The sequence below is a fragment of the Anabaena sp. 4-3 genome, assembly GCF_001597745.1.
In the GTDB taxonomy this organism is placed as follows: Bacteria; Cyanobacteriota; Cyanobacteriia; order Cyanobacteriales; family Nostocaceae; genus Trichormus.
In genome coordinates this window covers 475,082-496,013 of record NZ_LUHJ01000026.1, presented here as the reverse complement: position 1 = coordinate 496,013, position 20,932 = coordinate 475,082, and the positions used below count along the sequence as shown (strand labels likewise).

The following is a 20,932-nucleotide window of genomic DNA, read 5'->3' as shown; positions in this document are numbered from 1 at the left end:
ATCCGCGCTTGGATGGCTCCTCAAGACCAACCCCACGAAAAATTTGTATTCCCCGAAGAGGTACTACCCCGTGGTAACGCTCTCTAATAGAACTGCTGTAATGGGCGGCGGACGCGACCAAGAATCCACCGGTTTTGCTTGGTGGTCTGGTAATGCTCGCCTGATCAACTTATCTGGTAAACTGCTGGGCGCACACGTTGCTCACGCTGGTTTGATTGTCTTCTGGGCTGGAGCGATGACCTTGTTTGAAGTCGCTCACTTCATTCCAGAAAAACCAATGTACGAGCAGGGCTTAATCCTGCTACCTCACATCGCCACTTTAGGCTGGGGTGTTGGTGCAGGTGGTGAAGTTATCGACACCTTCCCTTACTTCGTAGTTGGTGTACTTCACCTAATTTCTTCCGCAGTCTTGGGCTTTGGTGGTATTTATCACGCTGTTCGTGGCCCAGAAACCTTAGAAGAGTATTCCTCTTTCTTTGGTTATGACTGGAAAGACAAAAACAAGATGACCAACATCATCGGGTTCCACCTGATTATCTTGGGTTGTGGTGCATTGCTGTTAGTGCTGAAGGCAATGTTCTTCGGTGGCATCTACGACACCTGGGCCCCTGGTGGTGGTGATGTTCGTGTGATTACCAATCCCACATTGAACCCTGCTGTTATCTTCGGTTATCTAATCAAAGCTCCTTTTGGTGGCGAAGGCTGGATTATCAGCGTAGATAACCTGGAAGATGTCATCGGCGGTCACATCTGGATTGCTTTAATTTGTATCTCTGGCGGTATCTGGCACATCTTCACCAAACCTTTTGGTTGGGCGCGTCGTGCTTTCATCTGGTCTGGTGAGGCTTACCTCTCCTACAGCTTGGGCGCACTCTCCCTGATGGGCTTTATCGCTTCCGTCATGGTTTGGTACAACAACACCGTTTACCCCAGCGAATTCTTCGGCCCCACTGGCCCTGAAGCTTCTCAAGCTCAAGCTTTAACCTTCTTGATTCGTGACCAACGCTTAGGTGCTAACGTTGGTTCTGCTCAAGGCCCCACAGGTCTAGGTAAATACTTGATGCGCTCTCCTACCGGTGAAATCATCTTCGGTGGTGAAACCATGCGTTTCTGGGATTTCCGTGGCCCTTGGTTAGAGCCTCTACGTGGCCCCAACGGTCTTGATCTAGAAAAAATCAAGAACGATATTCAGCCCTGGCAAGCTCGTCGCGCTGCTGAATACATGACTCACGCTCCTCTGGGTTCTTTGAACTCTGTAGGTGGTGTGGCTACCGAAATTAACTCCTTCAACTACGTATCTCCTCGTGCGTGGTTGGCTACTTCTCACTTCGTCTTAGGTTTCTTCTTCCTCGTAGGTCACTTGTGGCACGCAGGCCGCGCCCGCGCTGCTGCCGGTGGTTTCGAGAAAGGTATTGACCGTGAGAATGAACCAGCAATGTCTATGCCTGAACTTGACTAGGTTCTCAAGTTTATTTCATCACTGACAATCTAACGCTTTTGCGGCTCTTGTTCTGACACAAGAGCCTTTTTTTACACGGAAATGGGAATGTAGATGTTCAAAACCCTTACACTCTCCCAAAGCAAAGAGTCTTGTTGTTTAAGTCCTGTATTTAAGATTTATCAGAACTTTGATGAATTCGGGCTAGACTGGCATAAACTCTGAAGCATCAGCTGATAGTTACTACATGAAGCAAAAGTCAGACTAACTGTTATTTAACCTAATTACTGATTGAGAAACTATGTTTAAAAATCTGTTAGCGAGTGTAGGCATTGGTGCAGCTAAAGTAGATACACGTCTTTTCAACAATTCTGTGATTCCTGGTGAGGTGTTAGAGGGCGAAGTCTATATTCTTGGTGGTGATGTTGCCCAGAATATTGATGATATCTACTTAAAACTCGCTACTGAGTATGAACGGGAAGTAGATGACTCAACAGTGACAGAAGAATGTGTTTTGGTTAATTATCGATTATCAGAGCGTTTTACTATCCAGCCAAACGAGGAAGTAATGATTCCTTTTTCACTGGACTTACCTTATGAAATGCCGTTGACTTTCGGAAAAACTCCAGTATATATACGCACAGGATTAGATATCAAATCAGCAATTAACCCTAGAGACAGAGACTATCTGGAAGTACGCCCTCACCCATTGATGCAGAGGGTTTTACAAGCATTGGAAAACTTAGGTTTTCAATTAAATGAAGTTGATTGTGAGTACACTCACCATTTTGGTGGCACTTATCCATTTGTACAAGAGTTAGAGTTTCGTCCTACAGGTAATTACCGCAACCACTTAGATGAATTGGAAGTGATCTTCTTTTTCAAACCAGATGAGCTAGAAGTGTTGTTGGAAATCGATAAACGCGCCCGTGGTTGGAAGGGTTGGATGGAAGAAGCTTTTGATTTGGATGAGCGATATATGCGCTTGGTTGTGACACCTTCGGATCTAGAGCAAGATTTGGAAGTGATGATTGATCAAATGATTCAAAGTCATTTAGATTAATCAAAGCTGGCAGCTTGACACAGCCACAGCAGCTAAAAAACTTTGATAAAAGGGTTTAAGTGATATGAGTGAATCAAATTTTACGGATGCTTTACGCTGGACATCGGAAGCTAAGACAAAGTTAAAAAATATTCCCTTTTTTGCCCGTTCTCAAGCTCAAGCGCGCATTGAGCAATTAGCGCGTCAAGCAGAAAAAGATATTGTTACAGCCGATTTAGTTGAGCAAGCTAGACTGGAGTTTGGACAGTAAAATCTGGGATAAATTTGACCGAATGTATCGAAATAGCGATCGCTCAATTTCTGGCAGACAGTGTAATGGTCTACAATATCAACTACACTGCTCTGCTACAGGCGATCGCTCAGTGATTCACCCACTCTAAAGTAATCTCGAAATTCGCTGTAGAACCATCTTTGACTATTAACGGGATGAGTTTACCCGATTCAATCGCAATTCCTATGCCAAATTTCACATTGGCTTTATCGGGTTTTACTTTTTGTAATGCTTGGGCAATGTCTTTTGTTATAGATTCAATAGCAGTAGTAATTTGACAAAAATCCTGCGATTGAATAATGCCTTTGCGCTCGCCAATTGGTGTAGCTTCTACTTTAATACTTGTACCATCAGCAAGTTCTAGTGAAATAATTCTGGTTTGAATTTCCATGTTGGTTCGACGGCATTATTTTGTTTAATAACATTCAAGCATCAAACCTTAACACAAATACACCTCATTATCTCAAGTTATGAATATTTATTGATAATTTTGACTGAATTAGCTACCTCCTACATTCATTGCTGCTAACATCGCCTTTTGACTGACTTCTTTATACAGAGTCTGTAAATAACTCATGACTACATCGCTGGATGTAATATTTATTACATTTTCTTCTGTTTTACTTAAAGGAATTGACCCTAATACGTCTAATATTGTCTCACTCATTGATGGCGCAATCACTACCAAAGAAGACTCTAGCGGCTCATGATATTGCCAGGAAGCATCAAGTTTCACACTGTATTGGGTGGGGGAAACTGCCTGTTGTCTATCCGGCGTGACATCTGTAGTAACTTCTAATTTCTCACCTCGTAATCGACGTAAATCGGTGATAATTTGCTCTTTAGTACGTCCCCGCAATTGAAATAATACAAAAGGGTCTTCACTGAATCTGTCGCCTAATTGATAGTAAACTGCTCCAATATGTTTACAAGGGTTGGCTTTATCAGGACAAGAACATTTACTGTGAACATCACCTAAAGTAAACGGAAACAAAGACAGCCCATTTGCTGTGAATACTTCTTCAATATTTTGGGGCATTTCTCCCGCTAATAATTTGGCAGGAAAAACCGCTTTTTTAGACATGGTTTCAATTACATATCCCCACTCTTCATCAGTAAAAGAGTCAAGGGAAAGAGATACTGTATAAGGTTCTACTTCGCTACCTTGGACTTTTGCTAATACTTTCGCGCCTTTAAATTCAATGCTTAAAACATTTCCTTGACGCGCGTAATTTCTGGCTCGTTCTAACCGCTTTTTAAAGCGATAGGAATCGAGTAATTCTAGCCATCTTTGTGACCACCATTCTCGGCTTGCTTGTAATGTTGTATTTGTCATAATCAATTATTCTTGGCGATAAAGTTGGTTTTATGGGGACTGCCTTCTAGAGATCGGATGCCTCCAAAACAGTGTTTATTTTAATATAGTCAAATAATATTCACAAAATCTTGATAAAACTCAAGACTAAAATAAGTATTCTTTCTGTTGCCAACCCTGATAGCGTCTAAGCTTTAGGAGCATATCTAAAGGAATTTGTTAAGTAACATAACATAAAGTTTTGACAAAATATAATTCGATACGTTGAAGCGTCAGATTATTTTGTATAACAATGTACAACACTGATCTACTAATTGAGGATAAGTTCAATGGGATCGTTGGGTTGGAAAAATATTTTACTCATGAGTGGTGCAGGAGCAACATTTTTGTTGTCCGCTAGCCCATCTCAAGCCGCAGTTATCAATCTTTCTGATTTGACGGGGTGGGAAACAACTGGCAACGCTAGTAGCTCTGATGGGCAAGTTTCACTCTCTAGTTCTGGAGGAGTGAGCCGTGTTATCATAGAACAATTTCTAGAATTACCAAATCAAGCCTTAAATAGTCTTAACAGTTCACCTACTAATGGTTCTGCTCTTAAAACCACTATTACAGTGAATGCTGGGGATGTTTTGGAGTTTGATTGGCGATTCTCTACAAATGATTACTTACCATATAACGACTTCTCTTTTTATTCCATTGGCTCCTTAGTTACAAAACTGGCTGATGTAGCTCTGGTTGGTAATTATGGCAATACTACATCTAAAACTTCTTACACCTTTGACCAAGATGGAAAATACACATTAGGTTTTGGGGTTGTCAATTCCAGTGATACAGCCGTCAATTCCACACTAACCGTAAATAATGTTCTTGAATCTGTGAAGCCTGTCCCTGAACCTTTTACTATCTTAGCTTCATTGACAACTGCTGGGCTTGGTGTAGCTTTGCGCCGTAAACAAAAGCAAGCCGCAAACAAAAGCATCGTCTAACCAGATTTTAGCTACTTCCAATTTATATTTGACAATACAATGCCCAGTCGTCGCTTTTCACCAGAGGGCAACAGCACCTACATCATTGGGTGTAGCAAAATATATAGCATTTTCTAGTCTAATGAGGTACAAATTTATCTGCGTACCCTGCGGTAAGCAAGCTATATCTGCGTCCACCTGCGTTTAATTCTGACTGTACCTCAATTGAATGAGAATGGCTATATTGAATACGACTGGGCATTTCATTTTGGGATTCTTCTTCAAATAATTTATGATTCTGTCTCTTCTTCAATGATGGTACTGCGGTCTAATATTAGTAAGTTGCGGAGTTGGTCTGTGTCTAGTTCTGTTAGCCATTCTTCGCCAGCACCTACTACTTGTTCTGCTAGTTGTTTTTTACTTTCTATCATGTCGTGGATTTTCTCTTCTAATGTCCCGGTACAAACAAATTTATGTACTTGGACGTTCCGGGTTTGACCAATGCGAAATACTCGGTCTGTGGCTTGATTTTCTACTGCTGGATTCCACCATCTATCAAAGTGGAAAACATGATTGGCTCTGGTTAAATTTAAGCCGACACCACCAGCTTTTAGTGATAAAATCATGATTGGTGGCCCTTGGGGGTCGTGTTGAAAACGGTCTATCATTTCTTCACGTTGCTTTTTGGTGGTGCTACCATATAAAAAGAATATTCCGCGTCCGAGTTGTTTTTCTAGGTGGGGTTTGAGCAGTTTACCCCATTCGGCAAATTGGGTGAAGATTAAGGCGCGATCGCCTGATTCTAATGCTACTTCTAACATCTCTTCTAGCCGTTGCAATTTGGCTGAATTATGTTGCGCTAAGTTCGATTCTTTTAAATACTGGGACGGATGATTACAGATTTGTTTTAGCTTAATTAATAAACCTAAAATCATCCCCCGACGTTGCAATCCTTCCGCCGATTCAATCTCTGCTAAAGATGCTTCTACTACTTGTTGATATAGTGTAGCTTGTTCGGCAGTTAACCCGCAAAATACCGTCATTTCTTGCTTCTCTGGCAAGTCTTGAATAATATCCCTGTCTGTTTTCAGGCGACGCAAAATAAAAGGTTGCACTAAAGCACGTAATTGATTTAAAGACGCTGCATCACCATACTTTTCAATTGGCATCGCAAACCGCCGTTGAAAGAATTGCCGATTTCCCAAATAACCGGGATTGAGAAAATCTATAATAGACCACAATTCCTGTAGTCTATTTTCTACTGGTGTACCCGTTAACGCAATACGAAATGTAGTTTCTAATTGTCTAATTGCTTGTGACTGTTTTGCTTCGGGATTTTTCACATTTTGGGCTTCATCCAACACAATTATTTGCCAATCAACTGTTTGTAATAATTTAATATCACGATGAATTAATGAGTAACTGGTAATAAGTAAATCATGTTTTTTGACTGCTTCTTGAAACGCCTTACCTTTAGGGCGTTTATCACCGTGATACTGCATCACTTTCAGGCTGGGGGCAAATCTTTTAACTTCTCGTTCCCAGTTACCTAACACTGAAGTCGGACAAACTAATAAAGTTGGTTTTTCTAAAACATCCTGTTCTTTCAGGTGTAGCAGGAAAGCAATAAATTGCACAGTATTGTGACAGATAATATTATTAGCCACAAAATTGTGATGTTTGCTTACCTCAAAATCATAAACCCATCCTTCATAATCAATATCTTCTATACTCTTAATTTTACAATAAAATACTTGTTGTTCCAGTAGATGCTGTAAATCATGTTTTGTTAAAATCAAAGTTTCTACATCTAATTTTTCATAAGCTGCCAGGGTTGTTGTAGTCCATTTAGATGGTTTCAGTTGTTGATATTGTCGTTGAGATTCGCCGCTAATAATTCGTTCAATCTCAACTATAACTCTCTGTAAACTGTCTCTAGAGAATTGCTGCGAACCATTAATATAAACATTATTGTGCATTCCCAAATTTCGCAGAGGTAAACCTGTGTTTTTGATGGTTTGAGCTACAATATCACTCGCCGGAATACCTTCTACATTAGTGTTACCAACTCTTTCGCAAATTTCTAATAATTTTCTCTGTTTTTCTGGAACACCAAAACCTATTTCTTGCAAAAATCTGCGGGCAGAATTACCCCCAATTACACCGATATAATAGGTACGAAAAATCTGCTTACCGTTGCTAGCACGCTTTTGTTTTGGTGTAATACGTAACCAAATACTAAATCGCCGTAAAAGTGTAGATAGCTGCTCAATTAATAATGCTGATGCGGTGGCAATTTCAATACTCCGCATACTGGAAACCACAGCAGACTCAGCATCAAAATAGTGGCGCAAAAATAGCCGCACACTATTTAAATCTGCTTGCATAATCAAGGGGGGAATCGATTTTTCTGCTGACAATTTACCCCAAACATAGCCTTGATTTTCTAGAAATCGGCGATAAGCTTGGCTATTAATTCGCAGATAAGCTGCTTTATTGGGTGTACTAATAATAGTGGGATGATTAATTTTAAGATGGTAGCGATCGCCTAATTTTTGAAACGTCTCCAGCAAATCTTCTAAGACTGTAGCATCTTTTTGCGTTATGCTCAAAGCCCCAGTATTTCCCAGTTCATGACCTGCTGCAATTTGCCAAGCCAGGAATTTCACTAAATCAGGGTCTTGTGGTTTTCCATTCCACACCATTTTAGCAGGTACACAAACATAATCACCCACCTGTAATTTATTTGTCCAACCTTGATTAGTTAGCAATTTATGACGATGAGTAATAGTCACACTACTACCGTCTTCGAGTGTAATTCTGCTTAATTTTTCCCGAACTTGTTGCCGATATAAATGTCTGATTGGAGCTTGGACAATTTCCCCTGTCTCTTGATTGATAGAATTAACTAATAACTCTTGAGTTGGTGCTGTCCAAAATCCTTCCCCATCAAATCTTGTGTCTCCTGCATAAGTTTTCCAAATTGACTCGGCTGTGTGTAAAATGCCATTGATCGGGATTAATGTATCAGGTGATACGCATTTTCCCAGTCCCATATCGTCGGCGAGACACGCACCTAAACCCCAACGTTCGAGAAAAGCTAACCAAGCTGCACCTCTTTCTTGATAAGGTCGTAATTGTCCATGAAAGTTTTTCGGTGTGGGTAAAGGTGCAACAGCGCGATTATTTGTTAACGCACCAATTAATTCTTGTAATGCGCCGGATGCTTCAAAGCTGACGACTGGTAATTTTTCAATTACTTGAGTATCCCCGGTACTCAAACGTAAAGCATCTTCCAACGATAAAGACATTTGTTGTTTCCGGGAAGCAAAAAAGTTTTGGGCTGTTTTGATATCTTGGGGACGCAATTCTACCCACTCGCCGTTAATTTCTACCAATGGGCTATTTAAAGCTACCAACCTATCAAATTCGGCTTGAGAAATAGTCTGCCCACCAATAGCTAATTCCCATTGAAAATTGAGCAAACTTTGCAAACCCAAACGCCCCTGTTTTTTCTGGGAAGTTGCGGCAGAAATTTTTAAACCTAAACGGTTCGCCCAGCCTTCACGGTTTGCTAAACTGGGGGGTAAAATCACACCCAAACCGCTATCTTCAAACCGCCAAGCTACAGATTTGATAAATTCATAGGCTTGGATAGGGGTGAGGCGACAAAATTGGGGAGATGCAGTTTCTAAACTCGGTGCTAACACCGGGTACAATCGAGAAGCTAAACCCAAACCCCGTAAAAATGTTTCTTGTGGTTGGTTAATGGTGCGATTTTGATCAACTAATTGTTCAACTGGATTTTGCCAAATTGTCGCCGCATCTACTAAAAATTCTGGGTTATCAGCTGCTTGCAGAAAATATGCTAATGTCCAATCAGTTTCTTGAGATTCAGGGGTAGGTGAAAGTAACTGAAAACAAGTACGAAATTGGCTTTTGCTACTCAATTGATATTGTAGCGGCATCGTCCAGGCTTTCAGCGCGGCTTCTAGTCTTTCTACACCAATCACATCTGCATTTACAGCACCAGATGCACCAGTCAACCCTTGCAACCACTGACGCACCGCTAATGGTAAAGATGCCATTACCCTGGGTTCAAGGATTGTTTGATTTCCCATCATTTCCCGCACTTGGGCATCAATTACACTATTGAGAAATGATAAAATTAATTCTTGCGGTTTAAGCGGAAAATCTACATACATTGGTGACTGAATACATTCTCCCCCAGTCCCTTGATAAGTCCGACAAACCAATGGCATCTTCGCCGCAAACTTTTCTAAGCGAGTGCTATCTACAGCACTGTCTAGTAAAACTTGCCATTTAGCATCAAAAGTACCGTTTGCTTGCCGTTGGATAATTGGTAAAAACTTAGAACGAGCGATTAAATCTAAACTCCAACGAGCAATTTGTAACCAGAAGCTTAAATCTCCACCTAAAAAAGTATTTTCACCATTGACAATATTTAGAGGTAAATTAGTCAGAAATTTAATTGTGGTGATTGGATTGAGACAAAAACCTTCAACTCGCCAAGGCAGCAAATATTTTTCAGGATTTTTTTCAGATTCTACCGCCGCAGAATGCACTGGTGAAATTGATAATTGACTTGATTTTTTTTCTGTGAATATATGAGTTGGTAGAGCAAATGTTGGGGAATTAATTGGTAAATTTATTTCTGTGGCTTTGGCTGCTTTCGATGATGTCTTTTTTTCAGACTGAGGTAGCAAGCTAGCGATTGTCTGATGCTCTGTAAACAACCACTCGCTTAACTCAGTTGAATTCATCGAGAATGGATTTAGATAAATTTCATTGTTTCCCCAATTAATTCGTGATGCTCGCCAAGTTTCGCCCCAAATAAATAAACAACTATTTTGCTCTTTTAATAACCAACTACCGTGTAAAATTGCCATTTTTAAATTACTGAGACTACGATAAAATTATTAGATTTGTTTGAGTAATTTTTCTTATATTTTGAAGTTAATAATGCTAGCCTAGCATAATATCTACTGATTATATTAAACTAATTAATGATAAAATTTAGGATTTATACAATTCTTAAACAGGGGATACATGAGAGCATCCCTTAATAAGTAGCTCAACTTAAAAAAACGTAATACCCAGATCCCCGACTTCTTCAAGAAGTCGGGGATCTATCCCATGATCATTTTATCTTTAATTATGTTGACCTACTTAATAGGAAAATATCAGTACAAGACGAAATTTGGGCAGGAATGTCAAATATATCCGCAAAAGCAACGGCGCAAGCTAGCAGAAGTGACAGCTTACCAGAGAGGATGCGTAGAACAAGCGTGCTAGACTGCGGGGGTTTGATATCATAGTAGAGATTCTACAGGTGGCACAACTAGCTGACAGACTTCCTTTGAAGACGCTGAGTATCTATTGTGCTTGGTGTTGAGAAACTTGTTGATGTTTGTATGCAAGAGCAGTCAGCCAGAAGGCATAAATGTTAGGATTGCCACAGAGAGAGAATAGAGAAAGAGAAGGAAAAAAAGCTGAATGGCAGAAGTTGATAAGTCAATATCCTTCGATGGTAGGGATATTAGACTGAAGGTTGGCCTGTTAGCACCCCAAGCTGGTGGGTCTGTGTTGATAGAATCAGGGGATACAGCTGTTTTGGTAACAGCGACAAGATCAGCAGCCAGAGAGGGCATTGATTTTCTTCCCCTGACAGTAGATTATGAAGAAAGACTGTATGCAGCCGGGAGAATACCTGGTGGAATTATGCGCCGGGAAGGTCGTCCACCAGAAAAAGCAATTCTGACCAGCCGTTTGATTGACCGTCCCTTGCGTCCTTTGTTCCCTTCATGGCTGCGGGATGATTTACAAGTTGTGGCGTTCACTCTGTCAATGGACGAGTTAGTACCACCGGACGTATTGGCGGTGACTGGTGCTTCAATAGCAACTCTAATTGCTAAAATTCCGTTTAACGGGCCGATGGCAGCAGTCAGGGTAGGCTTAGTAGGAGATGATTTTATTATCAATCCTACTTATGCGGAAATTGAAGCCGGAGACTTGGATTTGGTAGTAGCTGGTTCCCCAGATGGTGTGATCATGGTGGAAGCTGGCGCAAACCAATTACCAGAGCGAGATATTATTGAAGCGATTGATTTCGGCTACGAAGCTGTGCGCGATTTAATCAAGGCACAGCAAGATTTAATTGCAGAACTAGGTCTAGAAATTGTCAAGGAAGCACCACCAGAAGTAGACCAAACTCTGGAAAATTATATTCGCGATCGCGCCAGTGATGAGATTAAGAAAATCTTGGCTCAATTTGATTTAGACAAAAACGCACGCGATACTGCGTTAGATGTTGTTAAAGAAAATATTGCCACAGCGATCGCCGAACTCCCAGAAGATGACCCGATTCGCGTTGCTGCTAGTACAGATAGCAAAGCTTTGGGTAACACTTTTAAAGACATTACTAAACACTTCATGCGCCGTCAAATCATTGAAGATAACGTGCGTGTTGATGGTCGTAAACTTGATGAAGTCCGTCCTGTGTCTTGCCAGGTTGGTGTTTTACCCAAGCGTGTCCACGGTAGCGGTTTATTTAACCGGGGACTAACCCAGGTATTATCCGCTTGTACCCTGGGGACTCCTGGAGATGCTCAAAACCTCAATGATGATTTGCAAACAGATCAATCTAAACGCTACCTGCATCACTACAACTTCCCACCCTTCTCAGTCGGAGAAACCAAGCCACTCCGCGCCCCTGGTAGACGGGAAATCGGTCACGGAGCCTTAGCAGAACGAGCGATTTTACCTGTACTACCACCCAAGGAACAATTCCCCTACGTGATTCGCGTAGTCTCGGAAGTGCTATCTTCCAACGGTTCCACCTCGATGGGTTCGGTGTGCGGTTCCACCCTGGCTTTAATGGATGCTGGTGTACCCATGATCAAACCCGTGAGTGGTGCAGCTATGGGTTTGATTAAAGAAGGCGACGAAGTGCGAGTCCTCACAGATATTCAAGGTATTGAAGACTTCTTGGGCGACATGGATTTTAAAGTTGCCGGGACAGATACAGGGATCACTGCCTTACAAATGGATATGAAAATCTCTGGTTTGTCTTTGGAAGTGATAGCCCAAGCCATCCACCAAGCCAAAGCAGCCAGATTGCACATTTTAGACAAAATGTTGCAAACCATTGACACACCACGCCCTGAAACCTCACCCTATGCTCCTCGTCTGTTGACTATCAAGATTGATCCAGAAATGATTGGTCTAGTCATCGGCCCTGGTGGTAAAACAATTAAGGGCATCACCGAAGAAACGGGAGCCAAAATTGACATCGAAGATGATGGCACGGTAACAATTTCTGCGGTTGATGAAACTAAGGCTAAACGGGCGCGTAATATTGTCCAAGGTATGACACGCAAACTAAATGAAGGCGATGTCTATGCTGGGCGCGTGACTCGGATTATCCCCATTGGTGCTTTTGTAGAATTTCTTCCAGGTAAGGAAGGAATGATTCACATTTCCCAACTAGCTGACTACCGTGTGGGCAAGGTTGAGGATGAGGTAGCCGTGGGTGATGAAGTCATTGTCAAAGTACGCGAAATTGACAATAAGGGACGGATTAATCTCACACGTTTGGGTATTCACCCAGATCAGGCAGCTGCGGCGCGGGAAGCTGCGGCAGTAAATCGTTAATTCGATTTGGATTTTAGATAAAATCTAAAATCCGCGATGCCTTTTAGGTAGGCATCGCCGACCAATTTTTTACTGATAACTGAATAGCAGCCGGACGACTAAAGTCGCGGCTATCGGAACATAGACGCGCTTTGCGCGGCTTCCCAAAGGGTAGCCTGCCTACGCAGGCTCAATGCAGTGAAGAAGCCGGACGACTTCAGTCGTTAGGCTTAATTTAATTTCGGTCTTTAGTATCATTAATTACGTTTGTAACTAACAACCGCAGAAACACCCAAGCAGATGAAATAGGGGATTATTAGCGAAAACAGTATTATTATTAACGCTGTTACCAGTATTTTCAGCAAAAATACTCACTTACTTGATTTGTCGATCGCGGCGAAGTTTGGTAAATAAAAGAAAGAGCCTACATAGTTAGGTTTTGTTACCCACTTAACACCAAGCATTGTGAGTGCTAAACGTTTGCCAGAAACTACTGCCTATGTTAAAATTACCCGCCAATCCTGGCAACAAGGCTTTCTAGAAGGCGAAGTCAGTGCAGGGGATTTTCAGTGGCATTTTCAATGGAACTTTCGCCAAGGAGAACTTTCTGTTAAGCCATCTCAAGGCCGTGCGCTAATTAAAGAACCCTTGGGGCGTTTTTTGGAACAGCAAGATTATCAGCTAGAACCAGGCGGTGACTATGCTTTTACGATTCGAGCGCAATTATAGTTATTGATCTAGCTGGCTTGTTGCTGATTTGTCTGGGGATCACGATAACCATAGAAGTTGATACTGTAATCAGTAATTTTCACACCTGTTTTTTCTTCCACTTCTCGGATGAATTCTTCTGGTAGTTGGATATGAACGTCCAGAATTTGATTAGTATCGAGACAGTTCACATGACTGTGAGAATCACTGATATTGCCGTATAAACGCCCATCACAGCGTTCAATACACTCAATGATCCCCTGACTAGATAATGCTTCTAGGTTTTGATACACAGATGTATGACCGATGTCTTTACCTTGTTGGTTGAGGCGATCGTAAATCTCCCTGGCAGAAAGGTGTTCATTGGCTTGCCATAACAGTTCTAGAATAAAACGGCGTTGGCGGCTAACGCGCATACCAAGTTGTTGACACCGCTCCAGTGCATCTGTTAAAGAACGAATGGGTTTTGTTGATCCTGCCTGTTTTTGCATATTGAAGTCTGTTTACTATGGGGGAAGTTTTCCCAGTTTGATTTTTGTTGCTGCTTTGTATATGCAAGGAGATTACATACTACTATTACATCTGTGCAACCTTGAGTGTTGCTTTTGATTGCTGCGGAAATCAAAGTTTGAGCAGATGTGTTTTCTTGTTGTTTGACGTTTGCTTTGCCACCCTTTCATCTAAAACAAACTCATTACAACTTTAGCTTAAAATTGCTGTAAATGTCCACCGTTCTCTCAGTTCGACCTAGTGCTGTCTGTGTCTAGTCGGCTGGGGTTGTGGAGGAATTTTCTATAAAAAGGATGTTAATGGCGCGATCGCCCAAAAAGAGGCGCATATTTGTGTCAAAGTCCTGGGATTTTGAAACTCTCCTCAGCTAGTGCTATCAATGTTTTTGTTTAAGGAATCTATCACGAGTTACCGTTTAGCTGCTTAGGTATTATAGGATGGACGGAGTGTTGCAAGGGGTGGGGCTACTATGGCTCGCTATACCTGTTCATTTACTATTTCTATTCACGTTGATCATCTCCAGCCATTAGTGCTAGACCTTCTACAGGACTGTAATTTGGAAATACAATACTATACACCGGATTACATTCTGGCTCGTGAGATTCCTGGAAATGTTCCTTTTTCTAAAATGGTGAAAGTGGAAGTGCTGATTGATAAATCAACGGCTACTGCGACAGAAAGCCGGATGAGTATTGTAATTAAGAATGAAGAATTACCACTGCAAGTTTATAATCACTGCCGACAAATGTTTGATTATATTCGGCAGGCGATTGAAGAGAGTCGCCATTGGCATTTAATTGAAAGTCTGGCTGGTTGACATACTCACCGACGTTCTACGTCGGTGATTCTTGACAGTTCACAACTCTTCGATATCCTGATTCATGCCAGGATTAATCAGCGTAATATCATACTCACTGGCATCTGTTTGTCCAGAACGCTGAGAGTTTTTCAATATATAATAAATAGCACGAACTTTAGGGCCGAAAACGATTTCATCTTCGTTTTTTAAATCGTGGGCTGGCATTTTGCGGCCGTTAATCATGAAACCATTGGCACTAGGTTTTCCTTGTCCATCACCATCAACAATCCGGTAATAATAGCTATTCCCGTGAGGATATCGTGGCAATCTTACCAAGGTAGCATGGCGACGGGAAACGAATTGAGATATTAAACGAATATTACACTCACGACCTCTGCCGATAGAGTAAACAGAGTGTTCTAAAGTGAGTTCTTGACGACCTTGATCGTCTTCAATAATTAATAGATGACTTTCATCAGTTGCTGGTGCCATTGATAAATCGTTACCACAATCGTTGAAATTTTGATTAATCCCAATGTGTTGAATATTGTTGCCTGCCATTATCGCCCACTTTCATACCCTTCGGGAAGGCTTGCGCCAACGGTTGTGGTACGATAAGTTCATGGGCAGGGCGTTGTCCATTGGGTTAGGTGAAGTAAGACGGGCTGTGCCTGCAATCGCTGTTTGACCCCAGAATCCCCGCAATTGAATTGCGGGGAGTGCGTCAACCACGATGGGCTAACCTACGCAATAACACTGAGTTTGTCACCACACTAACGGAACTAAAAGCCATTAAGGCAGCAGCACCGGCAGGACTGAGGACAAAACCGAAGTTGGGTAATAAAACACCAGCAGCTAGAGGAATACCAACGGTGTTATAGGCAAAAGCCCAGAACAAATTCTGACGAATTTTGTTAAAGGTGGCTCGACTGAGTTGAATTGCCTCCACAACATCACTCAGGCGATCGCGCATGAGGACGATTTGAGCGGTTTCCATTGCTACATCTGTGCCTGAGTGTAAAGCAATGCCAACATCGGCTTGCGATAAAGCGGGAGCATCATTGATGCCATCCCCCACCATTGCCACGGGATGGGCATCTTGGGCTTGAAGTTCTTGAATGACAGTAGCTTTTTTGCTGGGGGGAACACCTGCCATCACATCAGCACTATCTATGCTTAATGATTGCGCTATGGCACTGACAGCTTCTAGGCGATCGCCACTGAGTAGGATGACTCGCAAACCCATCTGGCGCAACTTTTCTACTGTATCATAGGCATCTGTTCTCAGAGTATCTTGCACACCAATCAGTCCGGCTAAAGTACCTGCAACTGCCACACCCACAACGGTTTTACCTTCTGTTGCTAGCTTGTGCGCTGCCTGTTGTGCTGTGTCATCAAGGGCGATTCCATGCCCAGTCAACCATTCCCAGTTTCCCAAAAGTACAGTTTGACCTGCAACCACAGCCGATACACCCAAACCTGGCTCAGTGTGGAAGTCTACCGCCTCTGGAATAGATAACTGTAAACGCTGCGCTTCTCGCTGAATCGCCTTGGCTAAGGGGTGATAAGTTCCGCTTTCCACAGCAGCAGCTAATTGAATCAAGGTGTGCTGATTTTCCCCAGTTCCCAATCCTGCCATCACCACACAATCAGTCACTTTGGGATTACCTGTGGTGAGTGTGCCGGTTTTATCGAAGACAATTGTTTTTAGCTGATGTACCTTTTCTAAAACGTCGCCACCTTTAATTAATAAACCCCGTTCTGCACCCATACCAGTACCCACAAGAATCGCTGTAGGTGTAGCCAATCCTAACGCGCAAGGACAAGCGACAACCATGACGGCGATCGCTAATTTTAAACTAATTAGTAGTGGGGAGTGGTGAATCGGGACTTGGGAATGGGGGATACTATGGGCGGCATGATTCATCATTGCCACACCATCTGAGAGGGTGGCATCAGGCCAGATGTGAGTGCCGACGAAGTACCAAAAGGTAAATGTCAATACAGATGCAGTCAAGACACCGTAGGTAAAATAACCCGCTACGATGTCAGCTAATTTTTGGACAGGGGCTTTGCGAGTTTGGGCAGCTTCTACTAAGGCGACAATGTGCGCCAAGGTGGTGTCGCTACCTGTACGGGTGGCTTGAATGGCGATCGCACCTGACTGATTGATAGTACCTGCTGCCACTGTATCGCTTGTTTGTTTAATGACTGGCACCGCTTCCCCAGTCAACATCGACTCATCTACCGTTGTTTGCCCAAAGCGTACCTCACCATCAACAGGGATTTTATCTCCCGGTAGCACCTGCACCCATTCCCCAACTCGTACCTGTTCTGCGGGAATTTCTATACTATTTGTTCCCAGCCCCATCTTTTCTAAATCTGGGTTAGGAATCAATCGCGCTACTTGTGGTTGGAGTGCCAGCAATTGCCGAAATGCCGCCGCCGCCCTGCCTCTGGCTTGTTGTTCTAATGTCCTACCCAACAAAATAAAACCCAGCATCATCACTGGTTCATCAAAGAAGCACTCCCAACCGAGTTGGGGAAACAGTAGTGCTATGACGCTGGCTGTGTAGGCGGTAACAGTTCCCAATCCCACTAAGGTATTCATGTTAGGGGCATTACGTCGCCAACCCAGCCAACCATCTACTAAAATTGGTCTACCAGGAATTAATAATGCTACCGTTGCCAGTCCAAAGTGAAACCAGATATTGGTTAATGAGGATAAAATCGGACTGCCAAAATCACCCAAATGTCCCATCCCAGAAAATAACAACAGCACCGCAGCAATGATTAATTGCCGCCATGCTGTACGCATTTTTTGTTGCTGTTTTTCTGTGGGATCTGTGAGTGAAGAATTACCTACTACTTGATTGTTAGCTTGGCGCAGTTGACTAGGAAATCCAGATGCTGTTAATTTCTGGGCTAATGCTTCTGGGTCTACAGTCCCATTCTCTAATTCTACCACGGCTACCTCTGTAGCCAGATTCACACAGGCACTCTTTACACCTGGATATTGGGTTAGCTGTCGCTCTACAGCACTGACACAGCCAGCACACTTCATACCCCCAACATCCAGCAGAATTTTATCTCTAGTCGGGGTTGTTTCTGGTTCAAGCTGAGTTTTCGGGACAAGTTGCATGGCAAGTGTTTTAGATTCGCTACGAAAATGATGACGTTTGATAAAAAGCGTCTCTTATTTGAGCGTAGGCGAAATCTGAAGCAAAGATTGTACGTCAGGAGATTAATTTTCAACAGAGGGATTGGGGACTGGGGATTGGGGATTGGGGACTGGGGATTGGGGACTGGGAAATAAGAGGAATTGGAGCAGGGAGCAGGGAGAAATGGGGAAAGTATTCTCCCCCTTGCCCCCTGCCCCCTTGCCTCCCCTACTTCCTCATCTTCCCCTACACCCTAAAAAGGTGGATAGAGAGTATGAGGAGCATTACCTCCAGAAGACCCCCTTGCCTCCCCTACTTCCTCATCTTCCCCTACACCCCTACCTTTTCCGAGAACATTGCCGCATCACCATTGTGATAGAGTGCTGCATCGATGCGACAACCTTGATAGGCTAAGACATATAATTCTTTCAAGTCGTTCATGAGTGGATAGCGTGGGTTTGCTCCTGTGCATTGATCGTCAAATGCTTGTTCTGCCATTTCTTCCACCTTGGTGTAGAATTCTTGATCTTCGTCACCTAGAGCTTGTTTAATCGTGGCAGGGATATCGATTTGACGTTTGAGATTTTCAATCGCCATAATCAAGAGTTCCACTTTTTCATCAGCAGTATTCCCACCTAAACGCAGATGATCAGCTATTTGAGCATATCTGTCTTTGGCGTTGGGATATTTATACTGGGGAAAAATTGCTTGCTTGAAAGGAATATCAGTGGCGTTGTAGCGGATGACATGGGAAATCATTAAGGCGTTAGCGAGTCCGTGGGGAACATGGAAGGTTGCACCGAGTTTGTGTGCCATTGAGTGACAAATACCCAAGAAAGCATTCGCAAAGGCCATACCCGCAATTGTGGCGGCATAATGTACTTTTTCCCGCGCTTTCGGGTCTTTAGCACCATTTTTGTAAGCACTAGGTAAATATTTAAACAATAGTCGAATTGCTTGCAGTGCCAAACCATCGGTAAATTCAGTTGCCATTACTGATACGTAGGCTTCTAAGGCATGAGTTAAGGCATCAATCCCACCGTAGGCTGTGAGTTTTTTGGGCATATTTAACACCAGTTCCGGGTCGGCGATCGCAATATTCGGAGTTAGTGCATAATCTGCTAAGGGGTATTTCACGCCAACCCTATCATCTGTCACCACAGCAAAGGGTGTCACTTCTGAACCAGTTCCCGAAGTTGTGGGAATAGCCACCATGATGGCTTTTTGTCCCAAAGCCGGTAATTCATAAACCCGCTTGCGGATATCCATAAACCGCATCGCCAAGCCTTCAAACTCTACATCAGGCTGTTCGTACATCAACCACATGACTTTGGCAGCATCCATTGGCGAACCGCCACCAATAGCAATAATCACATCCGGTTGATAACTTCTAAGTAAGGCTAATCCTTTATTGACATTAGTTAATGTTGGATCAGGTTCAACATCGTGAAATACGTCATGTTTGACACCAATTTCGTCTAACACCTGGGTAACTTTATCGACTATCCCCAAATCAAATAATGGTCTATCTGTCACAATAAAAGCACGTTCCTTACCTACTAAGTCGCGTAAAGCTACAGGCAAACATCCATATTTGAAATATACTTTCGGTGGCACACGGAACCACAACATATTTTGCCGACGTTGTGATACTGTCTTAATATTCACCAAATGATGCGGTGTGACGTTATCAGAAACAGTATTACCGCCCCAAGTACCACAACCTAAAGTTAAGGATGGGTCAAGTTTAAAGTTATATAAATCACCAATTGCACCTTGAGAAGATGGGGTGTTAATCAGGACACGCCCGGTTTTCATTCTATTCTCAAAATAGGCAATATCATCCAAATTGGCAGGATTTGTATACAATACCGATGTATGTCCCAGTCCTCCAAATTCCACCAAGTTTTCAGCTTGATCTACAGCTTCATGGAAATTTGAGGCTCGATACATCGCCAAAATTGGTGATAATTTTTCATAAGCAAACGGTTCACCATCTCCGACTGTTTCAACTTCACCAATTAAGACTTTATAAATCTGTGGTGCTTGAGCAGTATCTTCATCACTTTGCAGTTCAATTCCTGCTAACTTAGCTAAATTATCTACTGACTGTCCTACAATTGCCGGATTTAATCTTCCCTCTTTCAAAATTATATTACCCAGCTTTTGTCTTTCCTCATCATTGAGAAAATATGCACCACGACTGATAAATTCCTGTTTGACTTTTTCGTAAATATCATCAACCACAACAACTGATTGCTCAGAAGCGCAAATCATGCCGTTGTCAAAGGTTTTACTTAATAAAATCGAACTTACAGCCATTTGAATATGTGCGCTGCTATCAATTACGGCGGGAGTATTCCCAGCACCAACACCTAACGAGGGATTACCTGAAGAATAAGCAGCACGTACCATTCCCGGCCCGCCAGTTGCTAAAATCAATTTAATTTCAGGATGCTGCATTAAGGCTTTGGATAACTCCACTGTTGGCTCATCTATCCAACCAATAATATCTTCTGGCGCACCTGCGGCAATTGCAGCTTTTAGGATAATCTTGGCTGCTTCCACAGTACATTTTTTAGATTTAGGATGGGGTGAGAAAATAATCGCGTTACGAGTTTTTAAAGCAATCAACGCTTTAAAAATTGTTGTCGCTGTAGGATTAGTTACGGGAACAATTCCCGCAACAATACCTACAGGCTCATAAATTTTTTCAATGCCGAATGTATGGTCTTCTTCAATGATGCCACAGGTTTTTTCATGTTTATATTTGTTGTAGATAAATTCTGAAGCAAAGTGGTTTTTAATCACTTTATCTTCTACAATCCCCATACCTGTTTCTGCAACTGCTAATTTTGCTAAAGGAATCCGTTCAGCATTAGCTGCTAATGCAGCTTTTTTAAAGATTAAATCAACTTGTTCTTGAGAGTAATTTGAGTATTTGGCTTGTGCGGTTTTGACTCGTTGTACAAGTAATTCTAATTCTTCGATATTGGTAACTTGCATATTTGTTCCTTTGGTAGAATTTACCACAGAGATTTCACTTTTT

Annotated in this window: 15 protein-coding genes and 1 pseudogene; 9 read left to right on the top strand and 7 right to left on the bottom strand. The window is 42.4% G+C overall.

The window, feature by feature from the left end:
• The 5 genes and pseudogenes from A3775_RS25370 to A3775_RS24995 all read left to right on the top strand — a co-directional run.
• A pseudogene (locus A3775_RS25370) lies at nt 1-87 on the top strand (photosystem II protein D2); the annotation flags it as partial.
• Nucleotides 71-1,459: a photosystem II reaction center protein CP43 gene (gene psbC, locus A3775_RS08625; RefSeq protein WP_066377652.1), complete on the top strand. Its 1,389-nt coding sequence runs from the start codon at nt 71-73 to the stop codon at nt 1,457-1,459. The pseudogene A3775_RS25370 and the gene psbC, both read left to right, overlap by 17 nt.
• A gap of 280 nt (nt 1,460-1,739) precedes the next feature.
• On the top strand, nt 1,740-2,501 hold the full coding sequence (locus A3775_RS08620; protein ID WP_066377653.1) for a sporulation protein: 762 nt from the start codon (nt 1,740-1,742) through the stop codon (nt 2,499-2,501).
• 64 nt (nt 2,502-2,565) lie between these two features.
• The gene (locus A3775_RS08615; protein WP_066377654.1) at nt 2,566-2,751 is read left to right on the top strand and encodes a PCP reductase family protein; all 186 of its coding nucleotides are present in this window, start codon (nt 2,566-2,568) and stop codon (nt 2,749-2,751) included.
• A complete protein-coding gene (locus tag A3775_RS24995) occupies nt 2,741-2,881 on the top strand; it encodes a hypothetical protein (protein ID WP_157087494.1) in 141 nt (46 codons plus the stop codon). The genes A3775_RS08615 and A3775_RS24995 overlap by 11 nt, the downstream gene beginning before the upstream one ends.
• On the opposite strand, the gene A3775_RS08610 is transcribed toward A3775_RS24995, so the two are convergent.
• Together A3775_RS08610 and A3775_RS08605 are read right to left on the bottom strand one after the other, a co-directional pair.
• A complete protein-coding gene (locus A3775_RS08610) occupies nt 2,861-3,163 on the bottom strand; it encodes a CU044_2847 family protein (RefSeq protein ID WP_066377656.1) in 303 nt (100 codons plus the stop codon). The two genes, A3775_RS24995 and A3775_RS08610, sit on opposite strands and share 21 nt — an antisense overlap.
• 108 nt (nt 3,164-3,271) lie before the next feature.
• Nucleotides 3,272-4,108, bottom strand: a complete 837-nt coding sequence (locus A3775_RS08605) for an SWIM zinc finger family protein (RefSeq protein WP_066377657.1) — start codon at nt 4,106-4,108, stop codon at nt 3,272-3,274.
• 308 nt (nt 4,109-4,416) lie between these two features.
• Here A3775_RS08605 and A3775_RS08600 point away from each other — a divergent pair, with 308 nt between their 5' ends.
• Nucleotides 4,417-5,073 carry a PEP-CTERM sorting domain-containing protein gene (locus A3775_RS08600; protein WP_066424546.1) on the top strand — a complete coding sequence of 219 codons (657 nt, stop codon included), beginning with the start codon at nt 4,417-4,419 and terminating at the stop codon, nt 5,071-5,073.
• A gap of 269 nt (nt 5,074-5,342) precedes the next feature.
• On the opposite strand, the gene A3775_RS08595 is transcribed toward A3775_RS08600, so the two are convergent.
• On the bottom strand, nt 5,343-9,962 hold the full coding sequence (locus tag A3775_RS08595) for an SNF2-related protein (protein ID WP_066377660.1): 4,620 nt from the start codon (nt 9,960-9,962) through the stop codon (nt 5,343-5,345).
• Nucleotides 9,963-10,569: 607 nt separating this feature from the next.
• Here A3775_RS08595 and A3775_RS08590 point away from each other — a divergent pair.
• Both A3775_RS08590 and A3775_RS08585 read left to right on the top strand, forming a co-directional pair.
• Nucleotides 10,570-12,726 (top strand): polyribonucleotide nucleotidyltransferase, encoded by a 2,157-nt coding sequence (locus A3775_RS08590; protein WP_066377662.1) that lies wholly within the window; start codon nt 10,570-10,572, stop codon nt 12,724-12,726.
• A 444-nt stretch (nt 12,727-13,170) separates the two neighbouring features.
• Entirely contained in the window at nt 13,171-13,434 is a 264-nt protein-coding gene (locus A3775_RS08585; protein ID WP_066377663.1) for a DUF3146 family protein, read from the top strand.
• Between the two features lie 8 nt (nt 13,435-13,442).
• On the opposite strand, the gene A3775_RS08580 is transcribed toward A3775_RS08585, so the two are convergent.
• The gene (locus A3775_RS08580; RefSeq protein WP_066424545.1) at nt 13,443-13,904 is read right to left on the bottom strand and encodes a Fur family transcriptional regulator; all 462 of its coding nucleotides are present in this window, start codon (nt 13,902-13,904) and stop codon (nt 13,443-13,445) included.
• A 488-nt stretch (nt 13,905-14,392) separates the two neighbouring features.
• Here A3775_RS08580 and A3775_RS08575 point away from each other — a divergent pair, with 488 nt between their 5' ends.
• Entirely contained in the window at nt 14,393-14,740 is a 348-nt protein-coding gene (locus A3775_RS08575; protein WP_066377666.1) for a hypothetical protein, read from the top strand.
• Nucleotides 14,741-14,779: 39 nt separating this feature from the next.
• Here the strand turns inward: A3775_RS08575 and A3775_RS08570 are convergent, their stop codons facing one another.
• From A3775_RS08570 to adhE, 3 genes are all read right to left on the bottom strand, one after another.
• Nucleotides 14,780-15,283 carry an FHA domain-containing protein gene (locus A3775_RS08570; protein WP_066377668.1) on the bottom strand — a complete coding sequence of 168 codons (504 nt, stop codon included), beginning with the start codon at nt 15,281-15,283 and terminating at the stop codon, nt 14,780-14,782.
• 163 nt (nt 15,284-15,446) lie between these two features.
• On the bottom strand, nt 15,447-17,864 hold the full coding sequence (locus tag A3775_RS08565) for a cation-translocating P-type ATPase (protein ID WP_066424543.1): 2,418 nt from the start codon (nt 17,862-17,864) through the stop codon (nt 15,447-15,449).
• A 349-nt stretch (nt 17,865-18,213) separates the two neighbouring features.
• A complete protein-coding gene (adhE, locus tag A3775_RS08560) occupies nt 18,214-20,916 on the bottom strand; it encodes a bifunctional acetaldehyde-CoA/alcohol dehydrogenase (RefSeq protein ID WP_255363857.1) in 2,703 nt (900 codons plus the stop codon).
• Between the last annotated feature and the right edge of the window lie 16 nt (nt 20,917-20,932).